Source organism: Acinetobacter sp. ESBL14, assembly GCF_036668815.1.
Taxonomy (GTDB): domain Bacteria; phylum Pseudomonadota; class Gammaproteobacteria; order Pseudomonadales; family Moraxellaceae; genus Acinetobacter; species Acinetobacter gyllenbergii.
Genome location: NZ_JAZEVS010000001.1, coordinates 1,495,391 through 1,522,348, shown reverse-complemented (window position 1 = coordinate 1,522,348; position 26,958 = coordinate 1,495,391). Strand labels below are relative to the sequence as shown.

The window sequence follows — 26,958 nt, the reverse complement described above, 5'->3', positions numbered from 1 at the left end:
TATTTCGCCTTATGTCTATTTTCATTCGAAGCCTCATTTCATTGCTGATTGCTATGTGTTTTATCAGCAATAGCTATGCAATGGCTGTGTCCGAAGTGAGTCAACCTGTTGTAGCGCAAGTCATGAAAAATCATGCTGCAATGTCAGATTGTGGAATGTCTACGATGACTAAGCATGACCCTATGGACAGTGGCAAAATAGATACATCGCATTGCCAAAAGAGTCTGTGTTGTGTCGTGGCAACATTTGAAGATAGCCCTCATTCCATCGAACGAAGCATACAATCGCTTAAAACAGCAAATTCAACTTATCTAGATCAACTGACTTTAGGCATTTATCAGTTACCTTATCGCCCTCCAAATCATGTCCTATTTTTATAAATTCAAATTTCTTATTTTTATTTCAAGGACATGATTATGTTTAATATTAAAACCATTTTGCTTTCAACACTTTTATTGGCTACCACTGTACCGGCTTTTGCTGCAGGTAATTGTTGTAAGGAAAAAGAGGCCGCCAATAAAAAAGAGTGTTGTGAAAAAAAGATGAAATGTTGTGATGACAAAGACAAAACTGCTGCTCAGGAAGATCATAGCCATCACGGGCATTAATTTTTAAGTAATAAAGCTATCCTTGGCAAAAGTTGAGGATAGCTGTTATAGCAAAATCATTTTAGTTTTTTAGTGGGTTTTAACTCATTCACAGATAACACCAATATAAAGGTCACTGGTGTGGCAAAGATCCACCAACTAATAAAGCCAATGGAACTACCATACTTTAAACAAAGCAGGCTACCTGCAATTAAGAAGCAGAGATAAGCTAAGACTCTAAGGTGTGTTTGATAGCGAATGAAAACCAGTTGTTTGGCTTTACTGACTTGCTTGGCGCTACATTTATACAGCAACAACATCCCGATGAAGGTCAATACAAGGCTCAACAGAATCATGCTTTAACCTCTTGTTGCTTCGCCAACTTGCTTTTAATTTTCTGAGCGGATTTCGCTTGAATCGGCTGAATATTTCTAAAAATAAACACGGCAAATAGGGCACAGACCAGCAGAAACAAATCAATTCGCAAGAATATCCAATAGTTATGTAAATCAGTGATTAACTGATGTTGAATCAAGTACACCAAGTTATAGATTGGTAGAATCAAAGCAATCAATCCGAAGATACAAATCTGTGATTTCCATAAATATTGTTTTTGGGTCAATAAAGCGATGATAAAGCTCAGTCCCCATACGCTGAAAAAGGTATAAATTTCATAGTTGGGTGTGGTTTCAGTGATATGGACCAATCGATTGGCGAATAGATAGCCGAGCATTGCCGTAGGAAGACCGACAAAGGCTGCAACATTTAAACGATCCACCAAATAATAGCCGAAATGAAATTGATTCGATTTATTTTGAATCTGGCGCTTTAGGCTCCACAGTAATAGGCCAGACGCAATCATCAAACATCCCAGAATGCCTGAGCAAAAGAAAGCGAAGCGCAGTATCGGCTGAGCAAAAGTCGCCATATGTAGGCCATAAACACCTGCATTTAAGGTCGCAACAGCACTTTCATTTCGGGTATTCGCCAATACATGACCTTGACCATCAAAGGTGATTTGTGCCTGATTTAAGCTAATCGAACGATCTTCTAATTGCTTAAAGGTAATGATGGCTTGGTCTGTATTGGGATTTTTGACCTCAATCGATGCTAAGGCTTGATCTCCCCATTGTTGTTTTACTTTTTCTAATAAACTGCCAATCGGCAACATTTCCGCTTTTTTAGGTTCAGCTTGATGCGTTGTGCTTTTTTCAGTGGTTCTGATCTCAGTAAAATATTGAAAAGGATTCTCTGGATAAAGCTTTTGCATGCCCCAAGGCAAGTACAGATAAAAGAAAATCGCCAAGCCTGTAAAGGTAATGGTCAGGAAAAATGGCAATGCCAGTACAGAAGAGACATTATGGAAGTCCAACCATGAGCGTTGCGATTTAAAGGTTCTGAGAGTAAAGAAATCGGTAAAGATCTTCTTATGCGTGATAATCCCAGAGACCAAGGCAACCAGCATAATAAAGGCAGCGAGACAGGCAATCAGCCGTCCGACCATGATGGGAACACCATAGAGCTGAAAGTGGAAATTATAAAAGAAATCTCCGCCTTGGGTCGCTGAGAGTTTTAGCTCTTGCCCTGTATTGGCATCTAAACTACGGCTTTCATAGCCGCCGCTGGCTTGTTGCCAATACATTTTATTGACGGGTTCTTCATGATTGGCAATATTGAGATACCAAGATTTGGCATCAGCCGCATTCTTGGCTAAATAATCCGTTGCTGTACGGATGGCAGTGTCTTGATTAACTTGGTATTGCGCCAGCTGTGGTTGCATCCATAGATTAATCTGATGTCGATAATAGGAGCTGGTACCCATTAAAAAAATGGCAAATAAAAGCCAGCCAAAAATTAAGCCTGTCCACGCATGCAACCATGCCATTGATTGGCGAACGCCTTTATTTTGCATTTTTAATTTAAACCCACAGATAAGCCAAACAATGCGCCAGTCAAAACCAGACTGATCAAGCTGAGTTTGAGCAATGAATGCGTACAAAAACTCAAAATGATAAAGGCCAGATAAAAGAGAATTGAAATAAAGGCCGCAAGATAGATTGCCTCTGCCTTGTCTAATAAATGGCTAAACAATGAACCAAGTCCAAGGCTCAAATACATCATGCACACGTAGCCAAGAACAAAGCTCAGTACAAAGCGATAGAAAATGCTCAGTCGATAGACAAGCGAAACAGATGCAGATTTAGCCATAAAGGGTCTTGAAGCAAAAGAAGGGAGAAATAGATCACATATGGAAATGATTCTTGTTTATATTAAGACTTAGCTGAATCTCAATCAATTCTTCATTCATCGTAAATCTAGATTGTATTTTGAATAATAAATGTCATCTTAGATCAGAACTGATGTTCACCAATCATGAACAATTTGCATGGTGTAGGGTGATTCGATGTAAAATCATTCTGTTAGAATCATTTAAACATTTCTGTGGGGCGTAGGTCTTGTTAAAGCAAAAACTAAAAATTGGTATCGTGGTGGGGGAAGTTTCTGGAGATACTCTAGGAGTGAAACTCATGCGCAGTTTTCGCGAACAAGGCATTGATGCTGAATTTGAGGGGATTGGTGGCCCACAAATGATTGCAGAGGGATTTCACAGTTATTATCCGATGGAAATTCTTTCGGTGATGGGAATTGTTGAAGTCCTTAAAGATTTAAAAAAGCTGTTTGCTGTGCGTGATGGTCTAGTTGAACGTTGGACCGAGCATCCCGTTGATATCTTTATTGGTATTGATGCGCCCGATTTTAATTTACGCCTATCTAAAACTATTAAAGAAAAACAGTTACCGATAAAAACTGTGCAATATGTCAGCCCGTCGGTCTGGGCGTGGCGCCAAGGTCGTGTTCATGGCATTAAACGCAGTATCGATTTGGTTCTGTGTTTATTTCCATTTGAAAAAACCTTCTATGAAAATTATGAGGTTGCCGCCGCTTTTGTTGGGCATCCATTGGCAAAGCAACTCCCTTTAAAAAATCCAATTACTGAAGCCAAACATCAATTGGGCTTGGCTGCGCATAAAACCCATATTGCTTTATTACCAGGTAGTCGTCGTGGTGAGATTGAGCGATTATTGCCCTTATTGACTGGTGCTGCAGAAATTCTGCATCGAAAGCATCCTGATCTGGAGTTTTTAATCCCTGCAATTAATGATGCGCGCAAGCATCAGATTGAACAAGGTATTCAAAATCTAGATGCGAGCTTGAAATCTAAAATTCATGTTTTGGAAAATAGCGATGCCGAGTCAAAAATTGGTCGTATGGTGATGAATGCCAGTGATATTGTCGCTTTGGCCTCTGGTACCGCGACGCTGGAAGCAATGTTATTGCACCGTCCAATGGTGACTTTTTATAAATTGAACTGGCTGACCTATCTGATTGCGAAATTTATGGTCAAAATTCCGTACTATTCATTGCCAAACATTATTGCGGGCAAGAAAGTGATTGAGGAACTGATTCAGGCCGATGCAACACCACAGCATTTAGCCACTGAAATTGAACGTTTAATGGATCATGAAACGGCGCATATCCAAATGATGCAACATTTGAGTATGCATAAACAGCTTATTTCAGGTAATACCGAAGATCCAGTACAGGCGATTCTCAATTGTCTGAATGTAGGCTAAATAAAAAGGTGGCGATTAAGCCACCTTTTTTATGCATATTCTTCAGGCACGAAGGATTAGTTCATAACCTGTATATTTACGGATATTGATCACACCGATATCAAATAATAAGTATTGACCTTTGATTCCTTGCAATACACCGCGAATTTTTGGTGTTTTATCCAAATTCAGCGATTTAATCTTTTCAGGATAATGCTCAACCGGATAGATAAATTCACGTGGCGTTTCATCTTCCAAGAATTCCAAGCTTTCGTTAAATTCAAGGTTCTGATTAAATTCTTCACGGATGCTCTGAATTTTTGGAGCGAACTCTTCCAAAATTTGATCACGTTGCTCAAGCAGATTTAAAGGTTCAGCTTCACCTTTCAGCAATTTGCGCCAGTCGGTTTTATCTGCGATTTGTGTACCAATTAACGTTTCCAAATGCCCTGACAAACGACGTGAACCGACTTTCATAATGGGTAACGCCTGTGTTGCCCCTTGATCTAACCAACGGGTCGGCATATTGACGATACGGGTAATCCCGATCTTTAAGGCGCTGGAGTTGGCCAAATACACAATATGTGGCTGGAAACAAACATCATGTGCGAACTGGTCTTCACGACAGGTTCCCAAGTGATAATGGCAAGTTTCAGGTTTCATAATGCACAAGTCACATTCGGCCTTGGTTTTAAAACATTTAAAACAATGACCCTGCGAATAAGACTTCGGTGTTTTTGCGCCACAAGAGGTACAAAAGATATTACCCGTCCATTCGATCTCGATTTCTTGACCTAAAACAAAAGGAAGGTCAGTTTCTGAACGATCTAATATAAATTTATATTCAACATTTGCCTTGCTTGTTGATTGATCAGTTACACTATGCGTTTTGAGCGCTGCATGCATTTTATGACAAATGCCTTGTAGTTCCATTAATAAACTCTCATCTTTCAATCAAGGGTTGCAGTTATGGCTGAACAAAATGTCATCACTTCTATGCTAGACGATTTATCTCAAGAACAGCCCATTCATACTGCACTTTGTATAGGTCAGCAGATTGACCAAAATGCTTCAATTCAATGGCATTATTTTAGCGTAACTGACTTTTTAAGTCTGCCATTTACGCAGCGTTATGATTTAGGTTTTGTATTATTTGATACAGAAGAAATGCAAAACATCACTGAAACGCAAAAATCACAGCTGTTAGTGAAGCTACGTGACCTGATGGCAAAACGAATTGTCGTGGTTAGTAAATTGGGTGATGAAAAATTATTGCGTTCGCTTGGCTTTACACAGCTGATTGATAAAACCACCCACGGCAGTGATTTTGCTTTATGGCAATTCAATATTTTGACCTATAAGCACGTACCTGACTGGTTTAACTCCAAGTTCTGGGCGAATCCTGAGAATTGGAATAAATTTCGTTGGTAAAATAATCAGACGAGAAAGGGTTGCAAGTTCTTGCAAAATTTAACAATTTAACTTTGTTTTGTGCTTTCAAAGCAGCGTATGCTTTTTGCATAAATAATTCCAAAGGAAAGTTTAAGTCATGACTGATTTAACCAACATTGTTGAAATTTTAGCAAAGCAAGCTTTAGGCGGTCAGCAACAATCAGGCCAAGCGGGTGGTTTAGGTGGAATTTTAGGTTCTGTTTTAGGTCAACTTGGTGGGCAACAGCAAAATACCCAAAGCCAGCAAGGTGGCTTGGGCGGTATCTTGGGTTCAGTTTTAGGGCAATTGGGTGGTGGAAATACTTCAACCCAAAGTAATGCGACTGGTGGTAATACCGCACAAACTTTATTGATTGCAGTTTTACCATTGGTGTTAGCTTGGATTCAAAAACAAGGTGGTTTACAAGGTGCATTGGATAAACTGAAAAATGCGGGTTTATCGAATCAAGTGCAAAGCTGGGTTGATCCACAGCAACAAAATGCACAAGATGTGCCAGAGCAAAATATTCAAAGTTTATTTGATGACCAAGATGTAGAACAAGTTGCACAACAAACCCAAGCACCGAAACAAGCCATTTATGGTGCAATTGCTTCAGTATTACCGCAAGTGATTGATTCTTTAACACCGCAAGGCAGCAGTACCAATCCGCAAGAAGCCAACCAAGATATCCAACAAGTCCTGAATTTGGTGAGTGGTTTCCTTAAAAAGTAAAAGATTTGATGCGAAAAAGCCTGTTCTCTTGAGCAGGCTTTTTTCTAAGCTATATATCTGCATCATTGCTATTCAGACACCAATGATCGATTACATGGCTGCTTGGTCTTTTTCGCACTAGATGTTGCTCTGTATACAGAACCTGGCTCAGGGAACAGTTTGAGCAGTGAAATATAAAGCAGTGCTGCGAGTGTAATACTGATCGGTAAACTCAGATCAAGTCCATTGAATACATGCCCCCAAATACCAATGAACTGATCTGGTAAATGCACAAAGCATAGGCCGATGATCGCACTGGGTATCCATGCGATGATGCCACGCCAATTCCAGCCATGATGAAACCAGTAAGCGCCACCTTTTAGACCATTTGCAAACACTTGTAAATCATCATTTTTATAGTAACCTTTACGGGTGATAAATCCGATAATCATAATGATGATCCATGGACTGGTACACACCACTATTAGAGTGGCAAAAGTCATGACGCTTTGAGTCAGATTCGCTGCAAAACGACCTAGAAAAATGAACAGGATGGACAATAGGCCAACCCAGATGGTGGCTTTAACACGTGTAAGCGATTTTGGAAAAAGACTCGACATGTCCAAGCCCGTACCGTATAAGGCTGTTGTTCCAGTAGATAAACCACCAATCAGTGCAATCAGACACAGAGGAATAAAATACCAAGCAGGTGCAATCTGAATCAGCCCAGCGATGTAATTATTTTGTTCGATAAATACGGGAGTACTACTAGCAACAATGCTGGCGGTGACTAGGCCAAAAAGAAAGGGAATGAGGGTTGCAAGTTGGGATGCAAACACGGCTGCCATGATTTTAGATGAAGCTGTTTCCTTTGGAATATAACGTGACCAGCCACCTAAGAAAGTTCCGAAGGAAATTGGATTACTGAATGCAATCAATGCAGCACTCATGAAAGCCGCCCAAAATCCAGCTTGTCCGAGTTGAATTTGTCCTGCGTAAGTTGAATCAAATTGCTTGGAAAAAGCAAACAGACCTAAAAAGAATAACAGGCTAGAGGCGATCACAGCCACTCGGTTCACCAGTAGCATAAAGCGAAAGCCATAGATACAAATAATCAGTACCACTAAGGCAAAGCCGCTATAGACCAATCCATATAGCCAATTACTTTGATAAGAACTGTCAAACAGTCGCTCAGTTGCGCCAATCAGTGCATCGCCAGAACTCCAAACGGAGAGTGAAAAGAAGGCAATGGCAGTGAGTAAGGATAAAAACGAACCGACGATTCTGCCATGGACACCAAAATGGGCGCCAGAAGCCACGGCGTTATTGGTTCCTGTACGCGCACCAAAAATTCCCATTGGTGCTAAGATACAGGCCCCTAAGATAACTCCGCACAAAATTGCCCAGAATCCAGCTTGAAAAGAGAGGCCAAATACAATCGGGAAGCTGCCTAAGACACAGGTCGAAAAGGTATTAGCACCACCAAAACTTAAACGAAATAGATCAAAAGGGCTTGCTGTACGAGCATGAGCTGGTATTTCTTCGATGCCAAAACTTTCAATTGTTGTAATCTGTTTAGAACGATCTCTTTGCATAATACGCTACTCTTAATATCCATTTATCAGATTCATATTCGCTTGTTTGCTTATCCATTAAGCGGCTTGTTTGGGGCTGCTGTGCTTTTGTTGAGCCTGTTCCTGAGAAAGCTGCTTTTGTCTTAGTCGGGTAATGCCACAAATGCCAATGAGGGATAGCAGCGAGAGAAAACTAAATAAGAACGCCAAAGGTAACCATTGGCCTGCATAATGTTGAGCCAACAAAGTGCCAATGATGGGTGTGGTTCCACTGGTGATTGCCGCAATCATTTGATAGGAAATGGAAATCCCTGAATAACGGACATGTGCAGGAAAAGCTTCCGCCATAAAGCCAGCGACCACAGCGTATAACGATGACAATGCAAGCACAGCCAACGTGATGCCTAACACGATGAAATAGATGTTTTTAGTACTGACCAACATAAACATTGGATATGGAATAACGATGCAGAGGATTGCTGCCCAGAATAAAAAGCGATGTGGTCCAACTTTACTGGCATACCAAGCCGCAATAGGCATGGCTAAAAACTCAAATAGGGTGACCCAGAACAACGCATCTAATATCATTGGTCGGCTGATACCTATATATTGAGTAACATAGCTAATCATAAAGGTATTGGTGAAAAAGAAACCCGCTGTCCCAATGGTAATGGCGAGGCCTGCAAAGACCACTTGAGGCCAATAGTTTTTAAGCAACTCTTTGACAGGGTATTTGGCGATTTCTTGCTTGGCTTGCATTTGCTGAAACTCAGGTGATTCTTCGACCCCTAAACGAATGACAAGGCCAATCAGCATAAATACAAAGCTGAGTAAAAAAGGCATCCGCCAGCCCCAGCTCAGTAAGGCTTGTTCATCCAAAGATGTAATGCCTTTAAAGACCAAAAGACACAGAATCAAACCTGCTGGGCTGCCCATTTGAGCAAAAGAGGCGAAAAAAGTTTTTTTATGGGCAGGGGCATGCTCACTGGCCATTAACACAGCGCCACCCCATTCTCCACCAACGGATAAGCCTTGCAAAAAGCGCAGTACAATCAGTAGAACGGGTGCCCAAATTCCAATATGATCATAACTGGGGATCAAGCCAATCCCAGTGGTGACCAGTCCCATCAGCAGCATGGTAAATAGCAGCATTTTTTTGCGACCTAATTTATCGCCTAAATGTCCAAAAATAACAGCAGCAATCGGTCTGGCAATAAAACCGACAGCAAAGGTTGCAAAAGCCGCCAATGTGCCTGTTACTGGATCGGTTTCAGGGAAAAATACCAAACCAAGTACAAGAGCTGCAGCCGTGGCATAAACATAAAAGTCATAAAACTCAATCGTTGTACCTACGAAGGCTGCGGCAGCAGCCCGTTTTGATTGATCTTTTTTCATTCCATCTCGACCTATTTTTATCCATATGTTTTTCTTGTTTTATCGCGGAAATTTATTTGCGTATTTTCACTCCTGGGAGGACGCATAACATTTCATATAGCAGATTTGCACCCAGTAATGAGGTATTGCCTGTCGTGTCGTAGGGTGGAGAAACCTCAACCAAATCACAGCCAATCAAGTCTAGGCCCTGACAGCCGCGAATAATTTCCATTGCCTGAATCGTGGTCAAGCCACCAATTTCAGGAGTTCCTGTACCTGGTGCCCACGCAGGATCAATTCCATCAATATCAAAGGAGAGATATACAGGACCTCCAGCCACTTTGGCTCTCACTTCCTCCATCAAGGGAGCGAGTGATTTATGCCAACATTCTTCTGCTTGCACTACACGAAAGCCTTGACGTCGACTCCAGTTAAAATCATCTGCGCTATAGCCTTGAGCCCGTAAACCAATTTGCACAACGCGCTGACAATCCAGTAGTCCTTCTTCAGCAGCTCTTCGAAAGGTAGTGCCATGTGCGACTTTTTCACCAAACATCTCATCATTGACGTCTGCATGCGCATCGATATGAACCAAACCAACAGGCCCATGTTTTTTATAAATCGCACGCAGGATTGGAAGGGTCAGCGTGTGATCACCGCCAATGGTGAGTGGGATAATCGGATGGGCCAGTACACGGTCGTAATGTTCTTCAATAATGCGTACCGCTTCGGTCAAATTAAAAGTATTGATCGGGACATCACCAATGTCAGCTACATTGAGTGAATCAAAGGGTGCTGCGCCAGTTGCCATGTTATATGGGCGAATCATGACCGATTCGGCACGAATTTGCCGAGGACCAAAACGTGTACCCGAGCGTAAAGATGTACCAATGTCTAGAGGAATCCCAATAAAAGCCGCATCCAATTCGGCCAAACCTGCCTCATTGTCGACAACTGGTAGTCGTAACATTGAGGCAATACCACCAAAACGCGGCATTTCATTGCCACCAAGTGGTTGATTTAAACGCTTGTTCATTTGCTTCTCCTTTTTCTTATTTATTGATCAGCTTGGAACAGGGTTAAATCCTATTTTTTAAAAACTTAGTTTTGATTTTTCTAAACTAAGATTTACAAGAATGTTTTAAGATGAAGTGAGGCAGAGGGAAAATTGAGATAAAAGCCATGACACAGATGGATATCAAGTTAGTTCGAATTTTTGTCAGCATTGTGAAGAATCAAGGTTTTGCCAATGCTCAACAAGAGCTCAACCTATCAACTTCGGCAATCAGTACCTATATGACTCAATTAGAGCATATGGTCGGTTTCAAGTTATGTGAACGTGGTCGTGGTGGTTTTTCTTTAACTCAAAAAGGCGACATGTTTTTTCAGGAAGCCAAGCGCATACTGAATGAATTAGAAAATTTTTCCAGACATACTGCACAGATTAAGGGGGAACTGACAGGCACCATTAAAATAGGACTGCTGGATTCCATGGTGACAGATCGAAATATCCCCTTAGATCAAATTATTCAGCAGTTTTCAGAACAAAATCCAAATGTTTATATTAAATTGCAGGTGCAATCACCCTATGAACTACAATCGGGAATTTTGGAAAATCGTTTTGATGTTGCGATAGGATCTTTTTTTCTAAAAATGAATGGCGTGATGTATCAATCTTTGCATAAAGAACAGCAATGGCTATTTTGTAGCGATACGCACCCCTTGTTTGAGCAGCATGGGCTAACAGTAGAAGTGATTCGCCGTGAAAAAATGGTAAGTCGTGGTTATTGGAGTCATACCGAACTGACAAAGCAGGGCTTTAAACATGCTTTTGCCACAGTAGATTCGATGGAGGCGCAGTTGGTGCTAATTTTATCAGGGCAATATATTGGTTATTTACCAGAGCATTTTGCCCAATATTGGGTGGAACAACAGCGTTTAAAAGTGTTACTTCCAGCAACGTTTGGCTATGCAGCACCATTTTCACTTATTTTTAGGCGAGGTAGAGCCCAAGACCCTGTCATTCAAAGTTTCCGTAAGATTATCAAAGGTTTTTTTTGATGAAAGCTTCCAAATTAGAAAGTAACTGAGAATTGTGAGTACAACATAAAAAGAAAAAGGGCAGATCAAGATCGCCCTTTTTCATATAAGTTTGAATATGGCTTCAAATTAGAAGTTATATTCCATACCTAAACCGATAGTTGTTTTCTTATCATCTTTCACTAACCAATCACGTTTTTGTTGACCTACAACACCGTAGAAACGTGTTTGTTTATTGATTTGATAATCAGCGCCTACACCATAAAGATCTTGTTTACGATCATCACGACCATTCACTTCAGTTGTAGAAGAGATATATTCTGCTTTTAACTTCACTGGAGTTGAAGGAATGACGTATGCAGCTGTCACGCCATAGGCATCTTCTTGCAGACCTTTATATGAAGTAACAACAGCCGGAGTACCGCTTGTTACTGCAACCGTGTCATCAGTTGGTTGGGCTGTTTGCCATAATGCACCAATCACTAAACCATTAACACCAGCTGCTGTTAAGTCTAAAGAACCTGTTACACGAATTGCATCTGAATAAACGCTATTGTCGCCACTTAAGTCACTATAAGCATTAAATTTAGAAGCAACACCAAAGTTACCCGCAACAGCTGCTGCTAAGCCCCAATCTTTGTTTTCATAAGTAAGAGAGGTTGATACGCCGTCACCGAAACCATCACGGCTGCCTTTTTGGCCTTTTGCATTATTTTTTACAGCAGACGATTCTTCACCTTGTTGGAACATAATGTTGAATGCTAAGCCACCGAGTAATTTTTTATCAGTTTCAAACGCAATCACATTCTTTAAGCGATCTTCACCAACTAAAACTTTAGTCATATCTAGTTCGTTGTGATCGTTGAAAATATCTTGGTTATTGCCCGCAGCATTTTTAAAGTAAGAGTCATGTTGACCTACTTTTAAAGTACCGATACCGTCTGACTTAATACCGATATAACGGTTACGGTTACTAAATACATCACCGTCGCCATCTGCACTGATTTGCCATTCAATTAAGTAAACTGCTGAAAGGTTGTCAGTCAGTTTTTCTTCACCTTTTACCCCGATACGAGAAGCGTTTGAGTTTACTTTAGTTACGCTTTCATCTTTAAAGCCATTCTTATCAATTTGATCTAAAGTCACATTGAGCTTACCATACAATGTTGGTGCTGCTTGCGCTGCATTCATGGCTAAAGTTGCTACAGTAGCAGCAAGAAGCAATTTTTTCATTGAGATTTCTCCAAAACACTTTTTGTAAATGGCTGATGCCTTAGTTACTGTTATGAGCTTGCTTATGTACATAAAGTTACATAGCTCACTGACTTGTATGCAGTATCGGTAAACTTTGTGACAGAGAAGTGAAAGAAAAATGACAGTTTGATGACGATTCATATTTAGTAATAATTATATTTCTTATTGTTTTTTATATAATTAGCAAACAAAAAAAACGGAGTAAAAACTCCGTCTTTATAAAAATAAGAACTTAGAGTGCAGCTTTGATTTTTTCAGCGAGTGCTGTAATTTTTTCCTGATCACCCATTTTTGCTGCATGGCGACCAAGTTCATGCACTGAACTAGGAATCAGATGGAAATGTACATGAGGGACAGTTTGTCCCGCTGCTGCACCTGAAAGCTGCATAAGCACGATACCTTTGGCATCTAAGGCAGTTTCCATTGCTTTGGCAATTTTCTGCACGATTTGGATGGTATAGGCAGCTGCATCAGCAGGGAGGTCCAGCAATGTAACTGCTGCTATCTTTGGAATCACTAAAGCATGACCATCTGCTTGGGGCATGATATCCATAAAAGCGAGGACCTGATCATCTTCATAGATTTTGATTGCAGGTAATTCACCGCGAAGGATTCGTGCAAAAATATTTTGGTCATCGTATGCCATGATTCATCCTTTAAATAGGGCGTAAGCTTTAAATTGGTGAAATGTGCACTCAATTAGCAGAGTGATACGGAGTATTAAACTCCGTAATTGACTTGATTATTTGCAGTTCAGCTCTTTTTGACGAGCTTTGATTTCATCAAGACGTTGTTGCTCTTTATCCGAAAATTTTGGCTTAGTTGTGTGGCAATTTTCATTACCAAACTTTGCTTTAGCATCAGCGTCTTTAAAACAGAATCCTTTAGATGCATAGATCAGGTTATAGTCATCCTGTAACTTTTTGCATTCTTGTTCTGGTGTCGCAGCTTGTACACTAAAACCTGTTAAAGTCATTAAGCCAGCAAAAACCGCAACCATTAACTTATTCATGAGGTGTTCCTCTAATCAAAAAAGTATAAATCAATGCTGTATGGAGTATGTCCATATGGCGATTGATCGCTACACATATACCAATATAAGGTTTATTAATAAAATTTCAATGAAACTGTATGGTACGAGTGTAATTTTACTCCATAATTTATCCATATAATATTAAAAAGCTTTATATATCAATATCTTTATTATAATTTCATATAAAACAACTGGTTAAGATGGTTGTTATTGTGCATTAAATTGCTTGTTTTATGGTATTTCGCTATTTTTAAAGGTTTATTTATATATTGATTACTACTATATGAGTTTTAACAAAATAAAATGTAGATGATATTCTGGGTTGTATTTTGTTCACAATTGCAGAATAAACAATGAAGATTGTAAATGGATTTGAAATCATAAAAATTGAATAGTGAATGCTTTATTCAGAATATTGAGAATGAGTAAGATAAGATTCAACGCGGATTAAAAAATAAAGGCCCACTAGATAGTGAGCCTTTGGGGTGGCGTCCTTCGTTCTTTCGATTTACTACAGGCTGGTTACTGCTTCTGTCAATGGGAGTAAAATACTGACCCAACGGCAGGAACCCTGTGAAGTATCAATACAACCATCGGGAAGTCCTTGCTCCTGCATGGCTATTATAGTGAATACAGGACTTGCATTGTAAGTAATTCTAATTTTTTGATTGCGAGGCGTCTGGGGCTTAATTATAATTGATTGATATTTATTTACTTTTATAAATTAATTTTCTAATTTATTGCCTAAGCGCCATTGAAAGCTAAGCTTTTTAACAAGAATATGAAAAATGCTGAAATATATTAAAACTAACCTTCCTATCCTTATCTTGATCATTATTGTTATAGGGGGACTCGGCTATCCCTTTTATTCAGGTAAATGGATTATGACGCCCCGACTAAGCGAAATTGACAGTAAATGTTATGGGGTAGATGTGCCAAGCAGCATTGAGCATAACAAAGTACTACTTTTTTGTTCATGTGTTCATACGGTCGGTATTGAAAATAAAGAAGAGAAATATAAGTATTGTCGTAATAGAATGGATAAAATTGCTTACCGGCAAGATTCTTGATGATTTGGTATTTAGGATTTAAATTTGAAAGAATTGTGTAGGAATTATAAAATATATCCGTGCCTTTCTTTATTTTACATTGAGTGTACTTGATGTAAAAATATTAATATTTCTAATAAATTCAGTTGTGACTGTTTCAGTGGATAGTGCTGATGATTTGTTTAATAAGCCTCCATCACTTTTAATCTTAAAAAATGACACACCCGAATTTGAGATCAAAAGTCGTGAGCATGTTGATTTCTTTGAGTCAGCAAAGCAACAAGAACAAGATCGTCTAAATCAGCGTGATGTAAACGTGGCTAAGATGTATGAAACTCGGTCAAATACATCTAAGATGAGCCCATTTGAAAGATTTCATATCCTCAAAAAAACAATGATACTCGTGCTTTAGATGCGTATGAATATATGAGCAACAATTAAATTCACTACAGAAGGCTCGAAATAGAGGCGTCATCTCAGGCGGAGATTATCAACAAAAAATTATCCAACAAAATCATATGCTTTTAGAGTAAAAAATAATCAGATTAAATTATCAGTTCCAGTTGGAGAATAAATTCAGTCTGTTCAAAGCTCATCGAAAGGTGGGCTTTTTAGCGCTAGTACTTATGATTAGTTAAGACCTCTCTATCGCGCTGATAGCCAAGTTCAACAAGAAGAAATAAGTTGTGCCTAAACTGAGCTACAAACACTCATTGTGTAGCTCAGCTTTAAAATTTTCTCAAAATAAGTGGAAATTTGTTGATTTGCATCACACTTTTGTCTATATTTGCCATGTTGTTTGATAATAACTAAACAACAATAACCTTCATTCAGCGCAAAAAGAATTAAGGGGAAGCCCACTCATTGAGTGGGCTTTTTAATTGTATTGAATATCCAACTTATTGGTACTGGAAGTAGAGCTATAGGAAGAGTTTATTATTTCCAATTAAACGAGAAAGCAAAATTGTTATGTATTACAAAAAATAAAAGCCCGTAGATTGGAGTCTTAATCATGGTTTCACATGTGACCATGTTTGTTTTACTCAAATTAGCTTCAAAAGAAACGATCAGGGGTCGTGTCCTTCGTTCGATAGGCTTCCCAAAGTGTTACTTTTTGGAAATAGATCAGCTTAAGACGACCTCAATGGCGGGAACCCAGTGAAGTAGGTGTTGATTAAACAGAAATTTTGACTTTGCAGCGAGTTATTACACGCAATACATTACTTAGATTGATTGCTAAGAAACGTTCAAATACAAATCTTGAATGTTAAGAATTGTCAGTTTTTTTATGTATTTAGCATTAAATATACGTTTTCCAATCTTTGTAAATGCTATTGTGGATTTTCGTAGTAAGATCGAATGATGGGTAAAATGTTAAGTGAGGAATCATGAAGGCTATTTGGGATTATTTCCGCAAGATTGTTGATATTAAGCAGTCTCAACAACGGATTGATGCTAAAGATACGCATATTAATGTTGCAACGGCCTATGATGCAGTTGATATGGTTGGTGTAGCTATAGATTACGAAATGTCCATAAGTACTCATGGTATCAATCTTATTACAAGCTTTGAAGATCTAAAACTAAATGCCTATGATGACGGCGTGGGGGTGTGGTCTATCGGCTTCGGTACTACAGTTTATCCAACTGGTGTTCCAGTTAGGCAAGGGGATAGTTGTACATTAGAGCAAGCAAATTCCTTTTTTCAATATGATCTAAAACGCTTTGAGAAAGCGGTCAATGAAGCGATAACCGTTCCCATTTCTCAAAATCAATTCGATGCTCTTGTTTCCTTGTCATATAATATTGGCAGCCATGCTTTTAAGAGCTCAACGTTAGTGAAGTATCTAAATGTACTTGATGAATATGCTGCGGCAGAGCAGTTTCTGGTCTGGAATAAAGCTGGAGGAAAGGTGCTAAAAGGTTTAGTCCGCCGACGTGAAGCAGAGAGATCTTTATTTTTAAAATCTTGAATGATGCCTATTAAATTCAATTTAAAATATGTTAATTAATTGATGAAATTTATAAGCGGCGATGCTTTTTGTAATTTAGCACAATGAATAGACAAACGAAAAATATGATAGAAAATAGACATAGGTTTTTAAAAACACCCTCACTTCTAATTCTTATGTCCAATATAAATTGGATGGTATCCTGTATGCTTAACCCAACCTCAAAGTATGGCCGAATAAATGAATAATAAGGTGGAAACCATAAAAAGAATAAATAGAATAATGATAGTAGAATTGAAATAAAGGTGATTTCTTGATTAACGAAGTAAAATATTGAGATAAAAAGACATATTTCTATGGGGATTAAGAAAAGGTCAATTGATAAAGCCGCGATTACAGGAAAAGCGAGAATTATCCAACACAGCACCCATGTGAATTTGTTATATATTATTTTGTGTCGCATTTTATAGCTTCCTTAAAATTATTATTGCTTATAAAAACATATTTTGTCAGGACATCAGGTTCGGAATTTTATGATTCAACTTGTCTAGCATTATTATAGCAATTAAATATAACGTGCAATTTTTTTCATCAGCAGCACAAAGAGCAGTTAGGAGAGATTGAAAAGTGTAGGATGCAGATGGAAAAGCATTAAAACAGTGAAGTCACTGTCTAGAGACCTAAACAAGTTTTTCACTAAAGATGTAGCCCTTGATATTGGCTTTAATACCTTCAAATTTAGATCTTTATAGCTTCAGTTTTTTTAAAGTATCATTTTATTATCCATTAATTAACTCTGTCTATTTGTTAACCAGTTCACGAAATTTAAGTGATTAATCACCTTTTATCAGGAAGTAAAATTTAACATTTGATAAAAAATAGATAGTGGTTATATTCGGGAAACATATTACTAAATCAAGTAATGTGGAATTTCAGGATGAAATACAATGAAAAAAACAGCAACAAAAATCGTAATAGCAACGACTTTAATCACATTAACTCACTTATCTTATGCTCAGGAATTTAAACGATTCTCTGTCTCGGCGGGTTGGTTACATGTTATGCCTCAAGGTAAAGCCAATCCATTTAACATTAATACCAGTGTGAAAAATCAAACAGTGGCTACTGTAGGAACTATTTCAACGACTAGCTTTTTAAACTCAGTTGATCCAAATGCAACGATGACTGATTTAGGCGGGGAGGTTTGGAATTTAAAAGATACACTCACAGAGTTCTTAGCTCAACCCGAAATTCAGGATCAACTTACAGATGGTAATGGTAATGTTCTGGCTGAAGTTACAGGTACCGCAAGAATCAATGGATTAGAAAACTGGCAGCAGAAAGATGCGGGTCTAGAAGTAGATGATGTAGATACTTTGGGTTTAATGTTTAACTATTATCTAAATGATAATGTATCACTACAACTTATTGGTGGAATTCCACCTAAAGTTGATATCAAGGGTAAAGGCGAAATATATGCACCATTGAGCGGGTTAGCAATGTCATCTGCTGACTTAGTTAAATATCTTTTCCCTGATGGGATTGTATTAGGCCAAGCTGTTCCTATTACTAATTTGGGTAATAAACCGAATGCCGCAACTGTCCGTGCTTGGACACCCGCAATCGAGGCGCAGTATCAGTTTGGGCAAAGTGGAGTTGATAAATTTAGACCATATATTGGGGCTGGCTTAATGTATGCACATTTTAATCAAATCAAACTCAATGAGGGGATTAGATCTGATCTAATTTCAGCTGGTCATATGATCCAAAATGTATTAGATGGAAAAGCTGGCGCTGCGTTAGACCGTAAAGAATCAAGTGGTGACATGAAAGTTAAGGTTGATGCAGATGATGCAATCGCTCCAATTGTCTCTGTTGGTTTTACCTATGATATTAATGACGCTTGGTATGGTGTAGGTTCTGTGTCATACGCAAAACTCAATAATAAGGCAAATATTGATGTTGTGAACAAAACTACTGGTGCCAAATTAATTCATGCCTCAACAAAAATTGACATAGATCCACTTATTACCTATGTCGGAATAGGTTATCGTTTTTAAGCGATAAAATGAGTGAAGAAAAGTACCAATTCAAAACGTCCTTTTCTTCATTCAAAATATTTATGTATTGAAATTAGAAAATTTTAGAGGGAACATATCTAAAAATGTAGAAAGTAAGTGATTGATTTTTAATCTAAATAAATTCAAATTTAATTCAAATTATGTGATAATTCTCTCGATTTATCAATAAATTGAAAATATGAACATTTTAAAATTCTTGAGAAGCTTTAATACGGTGGGGGTTTATCTAACGGTTGCGAGCATTCTACTGGTCAGTCTTATTGTGTATTTTTATTATATTAATCCCAATTAAGCGATATTGCTTTAAATAAGCTAATTTTATAAAACCCTCAAAATGAGGGTTTTATAAAATTCAAAAATTAGGGTGTCGTCACTTTCATCAATACCACGCCAAATACAATCGATGCTGCTGCTAAAAGACGTAAAAATCCCATCGGCTCGTGTAGGAAAAAAATCCCGATCAAGAATGCACCTACAGCACCAATACCCACCCAAATTGTATAAGCTGTACCTAAGGGGAGTGTTTTCATTGCAACAGCTAACAGACCGAAGCTTAAAATCATGAAGACAATTGTAATGATGCTAGGCGTAAGCTTGGTAAAACCATCGGACATTTTCATGGAATATGCCCATACAATTTCAAAAATACCAGCTAAAATTAGATAAGCCCAAGCCATTTCGACACCTCATTATTAATATTTTTAGGTCGTCCTAAAGCTTGAAAATTTGAATAAAGAGGTCGTCCTCTTCAGGAATTATATAAGCATTATTGGTTAATGACTTCAATTCATTTTTGTTAATTTTTATTCCAATTGGTAAAAAAGGTACCTGAAAGAACAGATACCTTTAGTACATTCGTGTAAATAAGTTTCTTATTCACGAAACATAAGCTTGGACATCATATTCTGGTTCACCAGCTAAAACAGAAACGAATTTCTCAACAGTATCAGCCGTTAGCAGATAAGGGTTGAATTCTTCCAAATGGTACTTCATGAAAAAGTCTGAAATATTGGGATTAATGGGTGAAAACTTCATAGACCATTGAGAGAAAAAATGATTCTCGCATTCGGTGTAATAGAGGATTTCACAATTGATATGTCTTTCATCTTTCACAATTTTGTTGTAAAACAAATCGTCTACGATGCTCTTTGGGCCTTCTAAACATTGCACGAAATAGCCATGCCCATAATATAAAACACCTCGAATATCGTTGCGATAATTAAAATCCACAGCTTCATCAAGGATTTTAATCAAATCTGTTTTTAAGTTTGAGTCGATATTTTTAATTTTACTTACATATAAAAGTCTTACAGACTCCATCAGTTTTGCTCATTTTTGAGGTTGAATTCTTGTTATATAGAAAAAATAATGGCTTGTATACCTTAGTCTGTAACACACATATCGAATTTTATAAGTTGTGATTTTCTAGAGCTAGGTAAAGTGAAGTGGTAGCAGGTCATGTTTTTTCACGCAGAAGTGAGATAACCTCTTCAATTTTTAGACTTGAATTTCTTTTATGAATTCTTAGGAATAATCATAATATTGTGTGAAATACGTGGCTCTATCTATATGGAATTATTGAGAATAATGTGACTTTTATCACACATGTACGAAAAATTGGTTAAATCTAAAATCAAATTGTAAATGAATTAATGTTTTGATTTTTAATGGAAAATATAAGACCAAATATTTTTGGTTACAACCATTTTGTCGACAAGACTAGATCTGGTTTGCCATATTGCGTTTGCGAAACTTAGCAAAGGTATTTGTCTATGGTGTCATTTCTATTTATTGGTTTGATCATTACGATCTTACTAACACCAGGTCCAACGAATACATTATTGGCTTCGTCTGGAATCCAAGCGGGTATTAAAGGTTCACTAAAATTAATCCCTGCTGAAGTTATAGGTTATTTTATTGCCATTACAACATGGGGCTTTTTACTTGAGTCTGTTTCACACTATGTGCCTTGGCTACCACCTTTAATTAAGCTGCTTAGTGCGACTTTTATTATCTATTTGGCAATTAAGTTATGGATTACTTCAACTAAAGAGTTGGATTTGAATCAACCTTTGATTACAACTAAGGCTTTATTTGTAGCAACCTTACTGAACCCTAAAGCTTTATTATTCGCTTCAGCCATTTTTCCACACACTGCTTGGCTTAACCTACATGAATATGTTGTTCATATGGGAACATTCTTAGCATTGATCACCCCAATTGCTTTTTTATGGATTGCATTTGGATCTATTTTAATTTCCAACAAAATTTCGTGGCTGAATCAACGTAACTTACAACGTTCAGCAGCATTTGTTTTAACTTTCTTTGCGATGCCGCTGGCTTATTCAGCAATTTCATCGTTCTAAATTTTGGTTTTGCTGCTGTATTTAAAATTTAAAAAATTGGAGTTTTTAATGAGTACTATAAAAATTAAGGTAAAGGATCAGTTTGAGGCCGAAAAGATCGCGACAGCCAAAGTAAAAGCTGTCAATGATCAAGAAATTCCCTTCTTTAAACGAATTGAACATATCGAAGTTGAAGGGGAGATTCTTCTACCCAATATGGATTTACTCTTTGAAAATCCTAAAGATGGCAGTATTTACCGGTATGTCGGGGCAGTGTAGATTCATTGGCCATTGCTTGAAGACATTGACCCACGTTTAAACGTGGGTTTTTAATACTTCCTATTTTTCAATAGAACCGTGCTATCTGTACCCATTTATCTGTTTTTACTCACTAATTAAATCAAAAATGTATACTGAATGTTCTACTATAAAAAGGATTAACCTATGAAAAAGATAATTTTAGGGGCGTTTTTGAGTACGATGATTACATGGAGTAGCTTTGCTGCTTGTACTTATAATTTAGATGCCACTCAGGCTCAGCTATCACAAATTGATTCAACCATGACTAGGTTTCCTAACATACTAGGTGCTAAAGCAAGTTTTAATGTAGATGCAAGTAGCAGTGTGAAATCTTATATGTCCATGAGCAATGCTTTCGCAAATAATAAAATTAGTTATCCAAATCTTGCTTTTCAAGATGTGCCTGGAGACAAGGTAATTTCTGCTGGTGGTACAGTTGCTTTTGAAATCAAGTTAAAAATTCCAACTTATGTTCTACCCGCAGGCGAAACAATAACTTTTTTCCCAATTCAGATTGCTGCAACGAATGGTAATCAGAATGCCTTTAATATCGCTTTAATTCATGCGAATGGCCAGCCCACAAATACAAACAATAATATTCTGCTTTTGATTAATGGTGGTACACAGTCATCTGGTGTGTTGACCTTAAAACCTGAAAATACCGCTGATGGTTATCAGACTTTCGGGTTTTATGTGAATCAAAATAGTAAACAGATTGGATATATTTTTAATGGAGTAAACAAAGGTTATATCTCAGGTTATGAGAGCAATGGTTCTACTTTATCGTTTATGGCAGGTGGGGGGACTGGAGCTATTGCGACATCGGCATCTGTTGTTGGGCAAAATTTATCTATAGAGTTTATTACTGACCATACAAAACTTGCAAATACTTACCCTACAGGAACAAAAGATATTTGTGGAACAACGCTTTAAATTAGGCCTCCTTCAGGAGGTTTATTTATTGAATATGACTTACAACATTTAATTTTCTTGTTGTTGTTAGGCATGACCATTTAAGACGGTTTCGAGATGATTCAAACAGTTTAAGTAGGTGACTAATAAAATATTATAGAATATAAGAAATTGTTTGCTGTCGATATTCTATGATCTATGTTGCACTTGCCTTAATTGGTGTTATTTCAGGCTTGATTAGTGGCATAGTTGGCACAGGATCATCGATCATTTTGTTACCTATTCTTGCTTATATTTTTGGTGCAAAGCTGGCTGTTCCAATTATGGCAATTGCCTCAATTATGGGGAATATCTCTCGTGTTGTAATGTGGCGCAAAGAATTAAATATCAGGGCCTTTTTATTGTTTTCCAGTCTTGGTATTCCTGCCACCGTACTGGGTGCAAACACACTTTGGGTCATGTCGCCATTTCTTTCTAATTTATGTATTGGTCTATTTTTCTTATGTCTTATCCCGATACGGCATTATGCAAAGCATCGTAATTTCACTTTGAATGCTTGGCAAATGGTGGTTGCTGGAGGTGTGCTTGGATATATTACGGGTATCGTGTTTTCAACAGGGCCTTTATTGCTGCCAATTTTTAATGGTTTTGGCTTAATAAAAGGTGGGCTTTTAGCAACCGAGGCAGCAGCTTCCTTCGCAATTTACTTGACAAAAAGTCTAACTTTTGGGGCATTGGGTGTTTTACAGCAAAATATTTTAATTGCAGGAATTGCAGTAGGGATCTCTTTAATCATTGGTAATTATATTGGTAAAACCTTTGTATTGAGAATGTCAGATCGAACCTTTAACCTTATGCTTGATGCGATGCTGTTGATTGCCGGCAGTTCGATGTTGTTCTCTATTTTTCTACACTAGAAGAAATTTCCGCTAAAATTTGGTGTTTATTCAGTTTTAACTGGAGGGTTTTCAACATGGAAGCGAATAATAAATAATTCAAACTCATACCTTAAGTTGCTTTCGAAGCATAAGGAGACTGATATTTCAACTGAACTTAATGTCGTCGATGCATTGGTGATCGTGGATGTGCAAAATGCTTTTGTGTTAGGTGCAGAAGCTGTACCTGCATCAAAACAACTAATTGAATCAATCAGCATTTTACTTGCCAAAGCGAGATTAGCTTATGCCCCCGTGATCTTCCTGCAAAATGATGGAGATATAGGGACTTTAGATGAACCATACAAAGTGGGTTGGGAGCTATTTTTTCCGCCACAATCTCATGAATTTATCATAAGAAAAAATCAAGATAATGGTTTTAGTGGCACTTTACTTAAACAGAAATTGGAAGATGATGAGATTAGGTCTTTCGCAATATGTGGCGTTCTATCCGAAATGTGTGTAGCTGCAACAGCCCGTGCAGCATTAGAGCTCGGTTATGATGTACTGTTACCGCACGATGCGCATGCGACTTATGATGTGCCCTCAGGACCAGGATCGGATGGTGTGCCTGCTGTTATGGTAGCTAGAGTGGCAGAATGGTCTCTTGGTGATGAAATTATCATTTGTACATCGGTGAATGAAGTTGGTTTTACTAAGCGAAAGGAGGGGTGTGCATAGATAAATTGAGCTAGAAGATTTCTTTAAGAAGAAATAATATGTAGCGCTTTGATCAATTCAACTTTATTACTAACGCCTAATTGCATATAAGCCTTTTGTAGATAGGTCCGAACTGTAGATGGGCTTAACCCTAATAGTTCAGCGACTTTTTTATAAGAATGGCCCTGTGAGAAAAGGTAAGCAACACGATATTCACGTGGTGATAATGTTAAATTTCTCTTTATATTTAAAATTTCAATTCTAATGTTATCTGATTTTTTGAAAATATTGATGTTGACTTTACCTAAACGAATACTGGTTGGTATTTTATCGAACTGAAACATCAATTCTTCAGGAATATAAACCCCTTTCCATTCTGGCCATTTTGCGTAAATAACTTCACATAGACCAGCACCAATGCTTAATATATAACCATCTTCTCGTACTAGTCCCGCATGAAACATATTGTGATTAGGAGAAAGCTCTAAAGCCTCTTGCAAGTTATAACGCCAAATTTGATTTATATGACGAACTGACTGTTCGAAAAAGGCGATATTTATATTGCTAAATGAAGCTCCACTATGTCGATATAAACTTATAAAAAAAATATGTCCAGTAAAGGTATCTTTTATAGACATGGACATGCCATGTAAGAGTTGATATTTTCGGCTAAATTGGTTGAGCTCATGGCTTTCAGTTTCATCTTGAAAATCAGATGAATAACTGAACCTATGGGCAATATCAGATAAATTGTCAACCACATGAGCAAATTCATCATCATTTGCAACAGCTTTCCATTCAGACGGAAAAGTTGTTGGTAGGTTGATTGTCTCTGTGTGATGAATACCCACCATTTTTTTGTCTTTATCGTGTGTGATGAGTCCCCACCAAGCAGCATCAAAACATATGATTGTTTTTAATTCTTGCAATGACTGCCGAATAAATTCTGAAGCCAGATGATCTTTGGAAATCTTTCCTAATTTCAATAAGTAATGGCCTAAGACTTCAATTGAAGTAATATTTTGTATTTCTTCCAAAAGCTTTCTAGCCCCGACTTCTTTACTCGGTAGGAGCATACTTTAATTACGATAAATTCTGCAAGAGCGTCTGCATTTGCAGATTGTTTTAGCCGATAAATCTATAAATAATTTGATTTAGAAACTCATGGAAACATACAAAATGTATCCATGCATACCCTCCTATGAATATTAAATATTCTATGCAAAAGGTTACATTTTTGATGAAAATCATTCATAGCAATTATCTCAGGAAAACAATCATTTTTTCTTTGTCAATTTATGCGCTATTAAATTTGGTTGGGTGTAATGACAGTTCAGATTCCAAATCTAAAAATATTAAATCAGGGACAGTAGTGGAAAATACATCTTTGAAAGGTAAATTTATTCCAGTCTATGAAGTGGCTCGAACGAACGAAAACCGAATTGAAGAAAATCTTTGGCGCAGCAGAAAAATTTTGGAAGGCTACACAGCAGAGATGAATAGTTTTGTAAATATTCCTGTAGACATTAAAGTTGTAGCAAAAGAGTGTCAGGAAGCAAACGCATTTTATGATAGTGAAACACAAACAATCGAGTTGTGTTATGAATTAGGAGCAGAAGAACGAAAAATGTTCACTGATGCAGGTGATTCTGGGGATATTTTAGAGAACGAACTTTATCAAAGTGCTGTAGGAACGCTATTCCATGAGGCTGGACACGCCTTGATTGATGTACTTAATCTAAAAATTACAGGTAGAGAAGAAGATGTGGCTGATCAATTAGCTGCATATATTTTAACTTATAATGATGAGGATAAAGATTATCTTCTTACTGTTGCTGATACGTATAGCCTTGCAGCACAACGAGCAAAATCATTGGACGATCTTCCTTTTTATGATTCTCATTCATTAGATGCTCAACGTGCGGTTAATTTTCTATGCTATGTATATGGATCTGATACAAAGAACTTTCAGTATCTAATCAGTGATGAGTTGCTCAATAAAGATCGTTCAGAGGAATGTGAGCATGAGTATAATCAAATCGTCGATGCTTGGGATTTTTTACTCGCTCCTTATTTTAAAAAGTAGGCTATGATTTTGTCTTTGCTGAAAGTTCTCAAAAAAGTTCTGTATTTGACATAGCGGTTAATATAAAAAAGACATATTCATGGAATATGTATTTTTATTTAAAAAATAAACTAATACAAATACTTATATATTAATTCAAAAATTTATTTTAAAGTGATTTTAGTCCATGATTCATACATTTTTACGGCTGCGGAGAAGTCACTATTTGGTTCAGCGGTTAAATTTGCTGCTTGAATCAAGCTTTGCGTTAACGACAAAATCGGAGCAGGGAGTTTTGCATCCTTAACTAAATCAAGTGCGATACCTGTATCTTTCGCAAGCAATGGTAGTCCAAAAGTTACAGGAAACTCCCGACTCAATACGCGTTGCGGAAAAATCGTTTCTGTAACCAGACTTTTACCGCTTGATGCATTGATACAGTTCAGTGCTGCATCCAAATTGACGCCGTGTGCTTTTAAAGTACTGAAACCTTCAGCAACTGACCACAAATTCACAGCAAGCAACATATTATTAATGGCTTTTACTGCAAAACCCGCACCAGATTCACCGACATGTTGAATCAATTTACCGACTGCGGCCATAGCAGGGTAAGCACGTTCAAAAGCATCAACATCACCACCCACCATGACAGTTAAGGTTGCATTCTCAGCACCTACGGTTTGACCACTGACAGGTGCATCCAAAAAGTCTACATTTTGAGCTTTTAATTTCTCAGCCAGACGGCGTGCAGCTTCAGGCACACCACTGGTACAGTCAATCCAGATTGAACCTGATTTGATCTCTAGACCATCAATCAAGGCTTCGACGTCCTCACTGGTCGGTAAACAAGAAAAGATCACATCAGCCTGAACCGCTTGAGTAAGCTCAACGGCTGTAGTTCCATATTCTGTTGCATGCTGTTCAGCTTTACTAAAATTTCGATTCCAGACATAGACCTTCTCGAAATATTTAGGCAAATGCGCTGCCATACGATAGCCCATAGCCCCTAAACCGATGAATGCAATAGATTGAGTCATACT

At 37.8% G+C, this 26,958-nt stretch carries 30 protein-coding genes and 1 pseudogene; 17 read left to right on the top strand and 14 right to left on the bottom strand.

Annotated features, from left to right (window positions below):
* Positions 1-11 precede the first annotated feature (11 nt).
* Both V6E90_RS07530 and V6E90_RS07525 read left to right on the top strand, forming a co-directional pair.
* Positions 12-380 (top strand): hypothetical protein, encoded by a 369-nt coding sequence (locus V6E90_RS07530; RefSeq protein ID WP_332604984.1) that lies wholly within the window; start codon positions 12-14, stop codon positions 378-380.
* 36 nt (positions 381-416) lie between these two features.
* The gene (locus V6E90_RS07525; RefSeq protein ID WP_016540212.1) at positions 417-608 is read left to right on the top strand and encodes a hypothetical protein; all 192 of its coding nucleotides are present in this window, start codon (positions 417-419) and stop codon (positions 606-608) included.
* 56 nt (positions 609-664) lie between these two features.
* On the opposite strand, the gene V6E90_RS07520 is transcribed toward V6E90_RS07525, so the two are convergent.
* Genes V6E90_RS07520 through V6E90_RS07510 form a run of 3 tightly spaced genes read right to left on the bottom strand, consistent with a single transcriptional unit; the run spans position 665 to position 2,795 of the window.
* A complete protein-coding gene (locus tag V6E90_RS07520) occupies positions 665-943 on the bottom strand; it encodes a DUF1634 domain-containing protein (protein ID WP_332604983.1) in 279 nt (92 codons plus the stop codon).
* Positions 940-2,499, bottom strand: coding sequence for a PepSY-associated TM helix domain-containing protein (locus V6E90_RS07515; protein ID WP_332604982.1), 1,560 nt, complete (start codon positions 2,497-2,499; stop codon positions 940-942). Before V6E90_RS07515 ends, V6E90_RS07520 begins: the two co-directional genes overlap by 4 nt.
* Positions 2,500-2,501: 2 nt before the next feature.
* Positions 2,502-2,795: a hypothetical protein gene (locus tag V6E90_RS07510; protein ID WP_065343892.1), complete on the bottom strand. Its 294-nt coding sequence runs from the start codon at positions 2,793-2,795 to the stop codon at positions 2,502-2,504.
* Positions 2,796-3,043: 248 nt separating this feature from the next.
* Here V6E90_RS07510 and lpxB point away from each other — a divergent pair, with 248 nt between their 5' ends.
* Positions 3,044-4,222, top strand: coding sequence for a lipid-A-disaccharide synthase (gene lpxB / locus V6E90_RS07505; protein ID WP_332604981.1), 1,179 nt, complete (start codon positions 3,044-3,046; stop codon positions 4,220-4,222).
* Between the two features lie 42 nt (positions 4,223-4,264).
* Here lpxB and V6E90_RS07500 read toward each other — a convergent pair whose 3' ends face one another.
* The gene (locus tag V6E90_RS07500) at positions 4,265-5,134 is read right to left on the bottom strand and encodes a DUF2797 domain-containing protein (RefSeq protein WP_004653389.1); all 870 of its coding nucleotides are present in this window, start codon (positions 5,132-5,134) and stop codon (positions 4,265-4,267) included.
* 36 nt (positions 5,135-5,170) lie between these two features.
* On the opposite strand from V6E90_RS07500, the gene V6E90_RS07495 reads away from it, so the two are divergent.
* Entirely contained in the window at positions 5,171-5,632 is a 462-nt protein-coding gene (locus V6E90_RS07495) for a DUF6231 family protein (RefSeq protein ID WP_016540206.1), read from the top strand.
* 118 nt (positions 5,633-5,750) lie between these two features.
* Entirely contained in the window at positions 5,751-6,365 is a 615-nt protein-coding gene (locus V6E90_RS07490; RefSeq protein ID WP_004653391.1) for a YidB family protein, read from the top strand.
* A gap of 68 nt (positions 6,366-6,433) precedes the next feature.
* Here V6E90_RS07490 and V6E90_RS07485 read toward each other — a convergent pair whose 3' ends face one another.
* The 3 genes from V6E90_RS07485 to speB are packed head-to-tail and all read right to left on the bottom strand — an operon-like array spanning position 6,434 to position 10,328.
* On the bottom strand, positions 6,434-7,939 hold the full coding sequence (locus V6E90_RS07485; protein WP_332604980.1) for a purine-cytosine permease family protein: 1,506 nt from the start codon (positions 7,937-7,939) through the stop codon (positions 6,434-6,436).
* Positions 7,940-7,996: 57 nt separating this feature from the next.
* Complete coding sequence (locus tag V6E90_RS07480; RefSeq protein ID WP_332604979.1) at positions 7,997-9,313, bottom strand: MFS transporter; 1,317 nt, start codon at positions 9,311-9,313, stop codon at positions 7,997-7,999.
* A gap of 52 nt (positions 9,314-9,365) precedes the next feature.
* Positions 9,366-10,328: an agmatinase gene (gene speB / locus V6E90_RS07475; protein WP_065343898.1), complete on the bottom strand. Its 963-nt coding sequence runs from the start codon at positions 10,326-10,328 to the stop codon at positions 9,366-9,368.
* Between the two features lie 146 nt (positions 10,329-10,474).
* Between speB and V6E90_RS07470 the strand changes: the two genes are divergently transcribed.
* Positions 10,475-11,353 carry a LysR family transcriptional regulator gene (locus V6E90_RS07470; RefSeq protein ID WP_332604978.1) on the top strand — a complete coding sequence of 293 codons (879 nt, stop codon included), beginning with the start codon at positions 10,475-10,477 and terminating at the stop codon, positions 11,351-11,353.
* Between the two features lie 108 nt (positions 11,354-11,461).
* Here the strand turns inward: V6E90_RS07470 and V6E90_RS07465 are convergent, their stop codons facing one another.
* From V6E90_RS07465 to V6E90_RS07455, 3 genes are all read right to left on the bottom strand, one after another.
* Positions 11,462-12,565, bottom strand: a complete 1,104-nt coding sequence (locus tag V6E90_RS07465) for a porin (RefSeq protein ID WP_332604977.1) — start codon at positions 12,563-12,565, stop codon at positions 11,462-11,464.
* A 253-nt stretch (positions 12,566-12,818) separates the two neighbouring features.
* Positions 12,819-13,232, bottom strand: a complete 414-nt coding sequence (locus V6E90_RS07460; RefSeq protein WP_065343900.1) for an HIT family protein — start codon at positions 13,230-13,232, stop codon at positions 12,819-12,821.
* 96 nt (positions 13,233-13,328) lie between these two features.
* The gene (locus V6E90_RS07455; protein ID WP_016540199.1) at positions 13,329-13,598 is read right to left on the bottom strand and encodes a YARHG domain-containing protein; all 270 of its coding nucleotides are present in this window, start codon (positions 13,596-13,598) and stop codon (positions 13,329-13,331) included.
* 809 nt (positions 13,599-14,407) lie between these two features.
* Between V6E90_RS07455 and V6E90_RS07450 the strand changes: the two genes are divergently transcribed.
* From V6E90_RS07450 to V6E90_RS07430, 5 genes and pseudogenes are all read left to right on the top strand, one after another.
* Entirely contained in the window at positions 14,408-14,689 is a 282-nt protein-coding gene (locus V6E90_RS07450) for a hypothetical protein (RefSeq protein WP_262756516.1), read from the top strand.
* Positions 14,690-14,768: 79 nt separating this feature from the next.
* A pseudogene (locus V6E90_RS07445) lies at positions 14,769-15,242 on the top strand (hypothetical protein).
* Positions 15,243-16,056: 814 nt separating this feature from the next.
* A complete protein-coding gene (locus V6E90_RS07440) occupies positions 16,057-16,641 on the top strand; it encodes a lysozyme (protein WP_332604976.1) in 585 nt (194 codons plus the stop codon).
* 926 nt (positions 16,642-17,567) lie between these two features.
* Complete coding sequence (locus V6E90_RS07435; RefSeq protein ID WP_065343902.1) at positions 17,568-18,680, top strand: OmpW/AlkL family protein; 1,113 nt, start codon at positions 17,568-17,570, stop codon at positions 18,678-18,680.
* Positions 18,681-18,879: 199 nt separating this feature from the next.
* On the top strand, positions 18,880-18,993 hold the full coding sequence (locus tag V6E90_RS07430) for a hypothetical protein (RefSeq protein ID WP_016540195.1): 114 nt from the start codon (positions 18,880-18,882) through the stop codon (positions 18,991-18,993).
* Between the two features lie 67 nt (positions 18,994-19,060).
* On the opposite strand, the gene V6E90_RS07425 is transcribed toward V6E90_RS07430, so the two are convergent.
* Together V6E90_RS07425 and V6E90_RS07420 are read right to left on the bottom strand one after the other, a co-directional pair.
* The gene (locus V6E90_RS07425; RefSeq protein WP_004807239.1) at positions 19,061-19,378 is read right to left on the bottom strand and encodes a DMT family transporter; all 318 of its coding nucleotides are present in this window, start codon (positions 19,376-19,378) and stop codon (positions 19,061-19,063) included.
* Positions 19,379-19,577: 199 nt separating this feature from the next.
* Positions 19,578-20,021, bottom strand: coding sequence for a BLUF domain-containing protein (locus V6E90_RS07420; RefSeq protein ID WP_016540194.1), 444 nt, complete (start codon positions 20,019-20,021; stop codon positions 19,578-19,580).
* Positions 20,022-20,473: 452 nt separating this feature from the next.
* Here V6E90_RS07420 and V6E90_RS07415 point away from each other — a divergent pair, with 452 nt between their 5' ends.
* The 5 genes from V6E90_RS07415 to V6E90_RS07395 all read left to right on the top strand — a co-directional run bounded on the left by V6E90_RS07415 (position 20,474) and on the right by V6E90_RS07395 (position 23,874).
* Positions 20,474-21,067 carry a LysE family translocator gene (locus V6E90_RS07415; RefSeq protein ID WP_016540193.1) on the top strand — a complete coding sequence of 198 codons (594 nt, stop codon included), beginning with the start codon at positions 20,474-20,476 and terminating at the stop codon, positions 21,065-21,067.
* Between the two features lie 48 nt (positions 21,068-21,115).
* Positions 21,116-21,325, top strand: coding sequence for a hypothetical protein (locus V6E90_RS07410; RefSeq protein WP_016540192.1), 210 nt, complete (start codon positions 21,116-21,118; stop codon positions 21,323-21,325).
* A gap of 165 nt (positions 21,326-21,490) precedes the next feature.
* A complete protein-coding gene (locus V6E90_RS07405; protein ID WP_065343904.1) occupies positions 21,491-22,279 on the top strand; it encodes a DUF4882 family protein in 789 nt (262 codons plus the stop codon).
* A gap of 170 nt (positions 22,280-22,449) precedes the next feature.
* The gene (locus tag V6E90_RS07400; RefSeq protein WP_065343905.1) at positions 22,450-23,175 is read left to right on the top strand and encodes a sulfite exporter TauE/SafE family protein; all 726 of its coding nucleotides are present in this window, start codon (positions 22,450-22,452) and stop codon (positions 23,173-23,175) included.
* A 96-nt stretch (positions 23,176-23,271) separates the two neighbouring features.
* Positions 23,272-23,874, top strand: a complete 603-nt coding sequence (locus tag V6E90_RS07395; RefSeq protein ID WP_332604975.1) for an isochorismatase family protein — start codon at positions 23,272-23,274, stop codon at positions 23,872-23,874.
* A gap of 23 nt (positions 23,875-23,897) precedes the next feature.
* On the opposite strand, the gene V6E90_RS07390 is transcribed toward V6E90_RS07395, so the two are convergent.
* Entirely contained in the window at positions 23,898-24,929 is a 1,032-nt protein-coding gene (locus V6E90_RS07390; protein ID WP_016540188.1) for a helix-turn-helix transcriptional regulator, read from the bottom strand.
* Positions 24,930-25,054: 125 nt separating this feature from the next.
* Here V6E90_RS07390 and V6E90_RS07385 point away from each other — a divergent pair, with 125 nt between their 5' ends.
* The gene (locus V6E90_RS07385) at positions 25,055-25,939 is read left to right on the top strand and encodes a DUF4344 domain-containing metallopeptidase (RefSeq protein ID WP_228129621.1); all 885 of its coding nucleotides are present in this window, start codon (positions 25,055-25,057) and stop codon (positions 25,937-25,939) included.
* Between the two features lie 143 nt (positions 25,940-26,082).
* On the opposite strand, the gene V6E90_RS07380 is transcribed toward V6E90_RS07385, so the two are convergent.
* Positions 26,083-26,955: an NAD(P)-dependent oxidoreductase gene (locus V6E90_RS07380; protein WP_332604974.1), complete on the bottom strand. Its 873-nt coding sequence runs from the start codon at positions 26,953-26,955 to the stop codon at positions 26,083-26,085.
* Positions 26,956-26,958 lie beyond the last annotated feature (3 nt).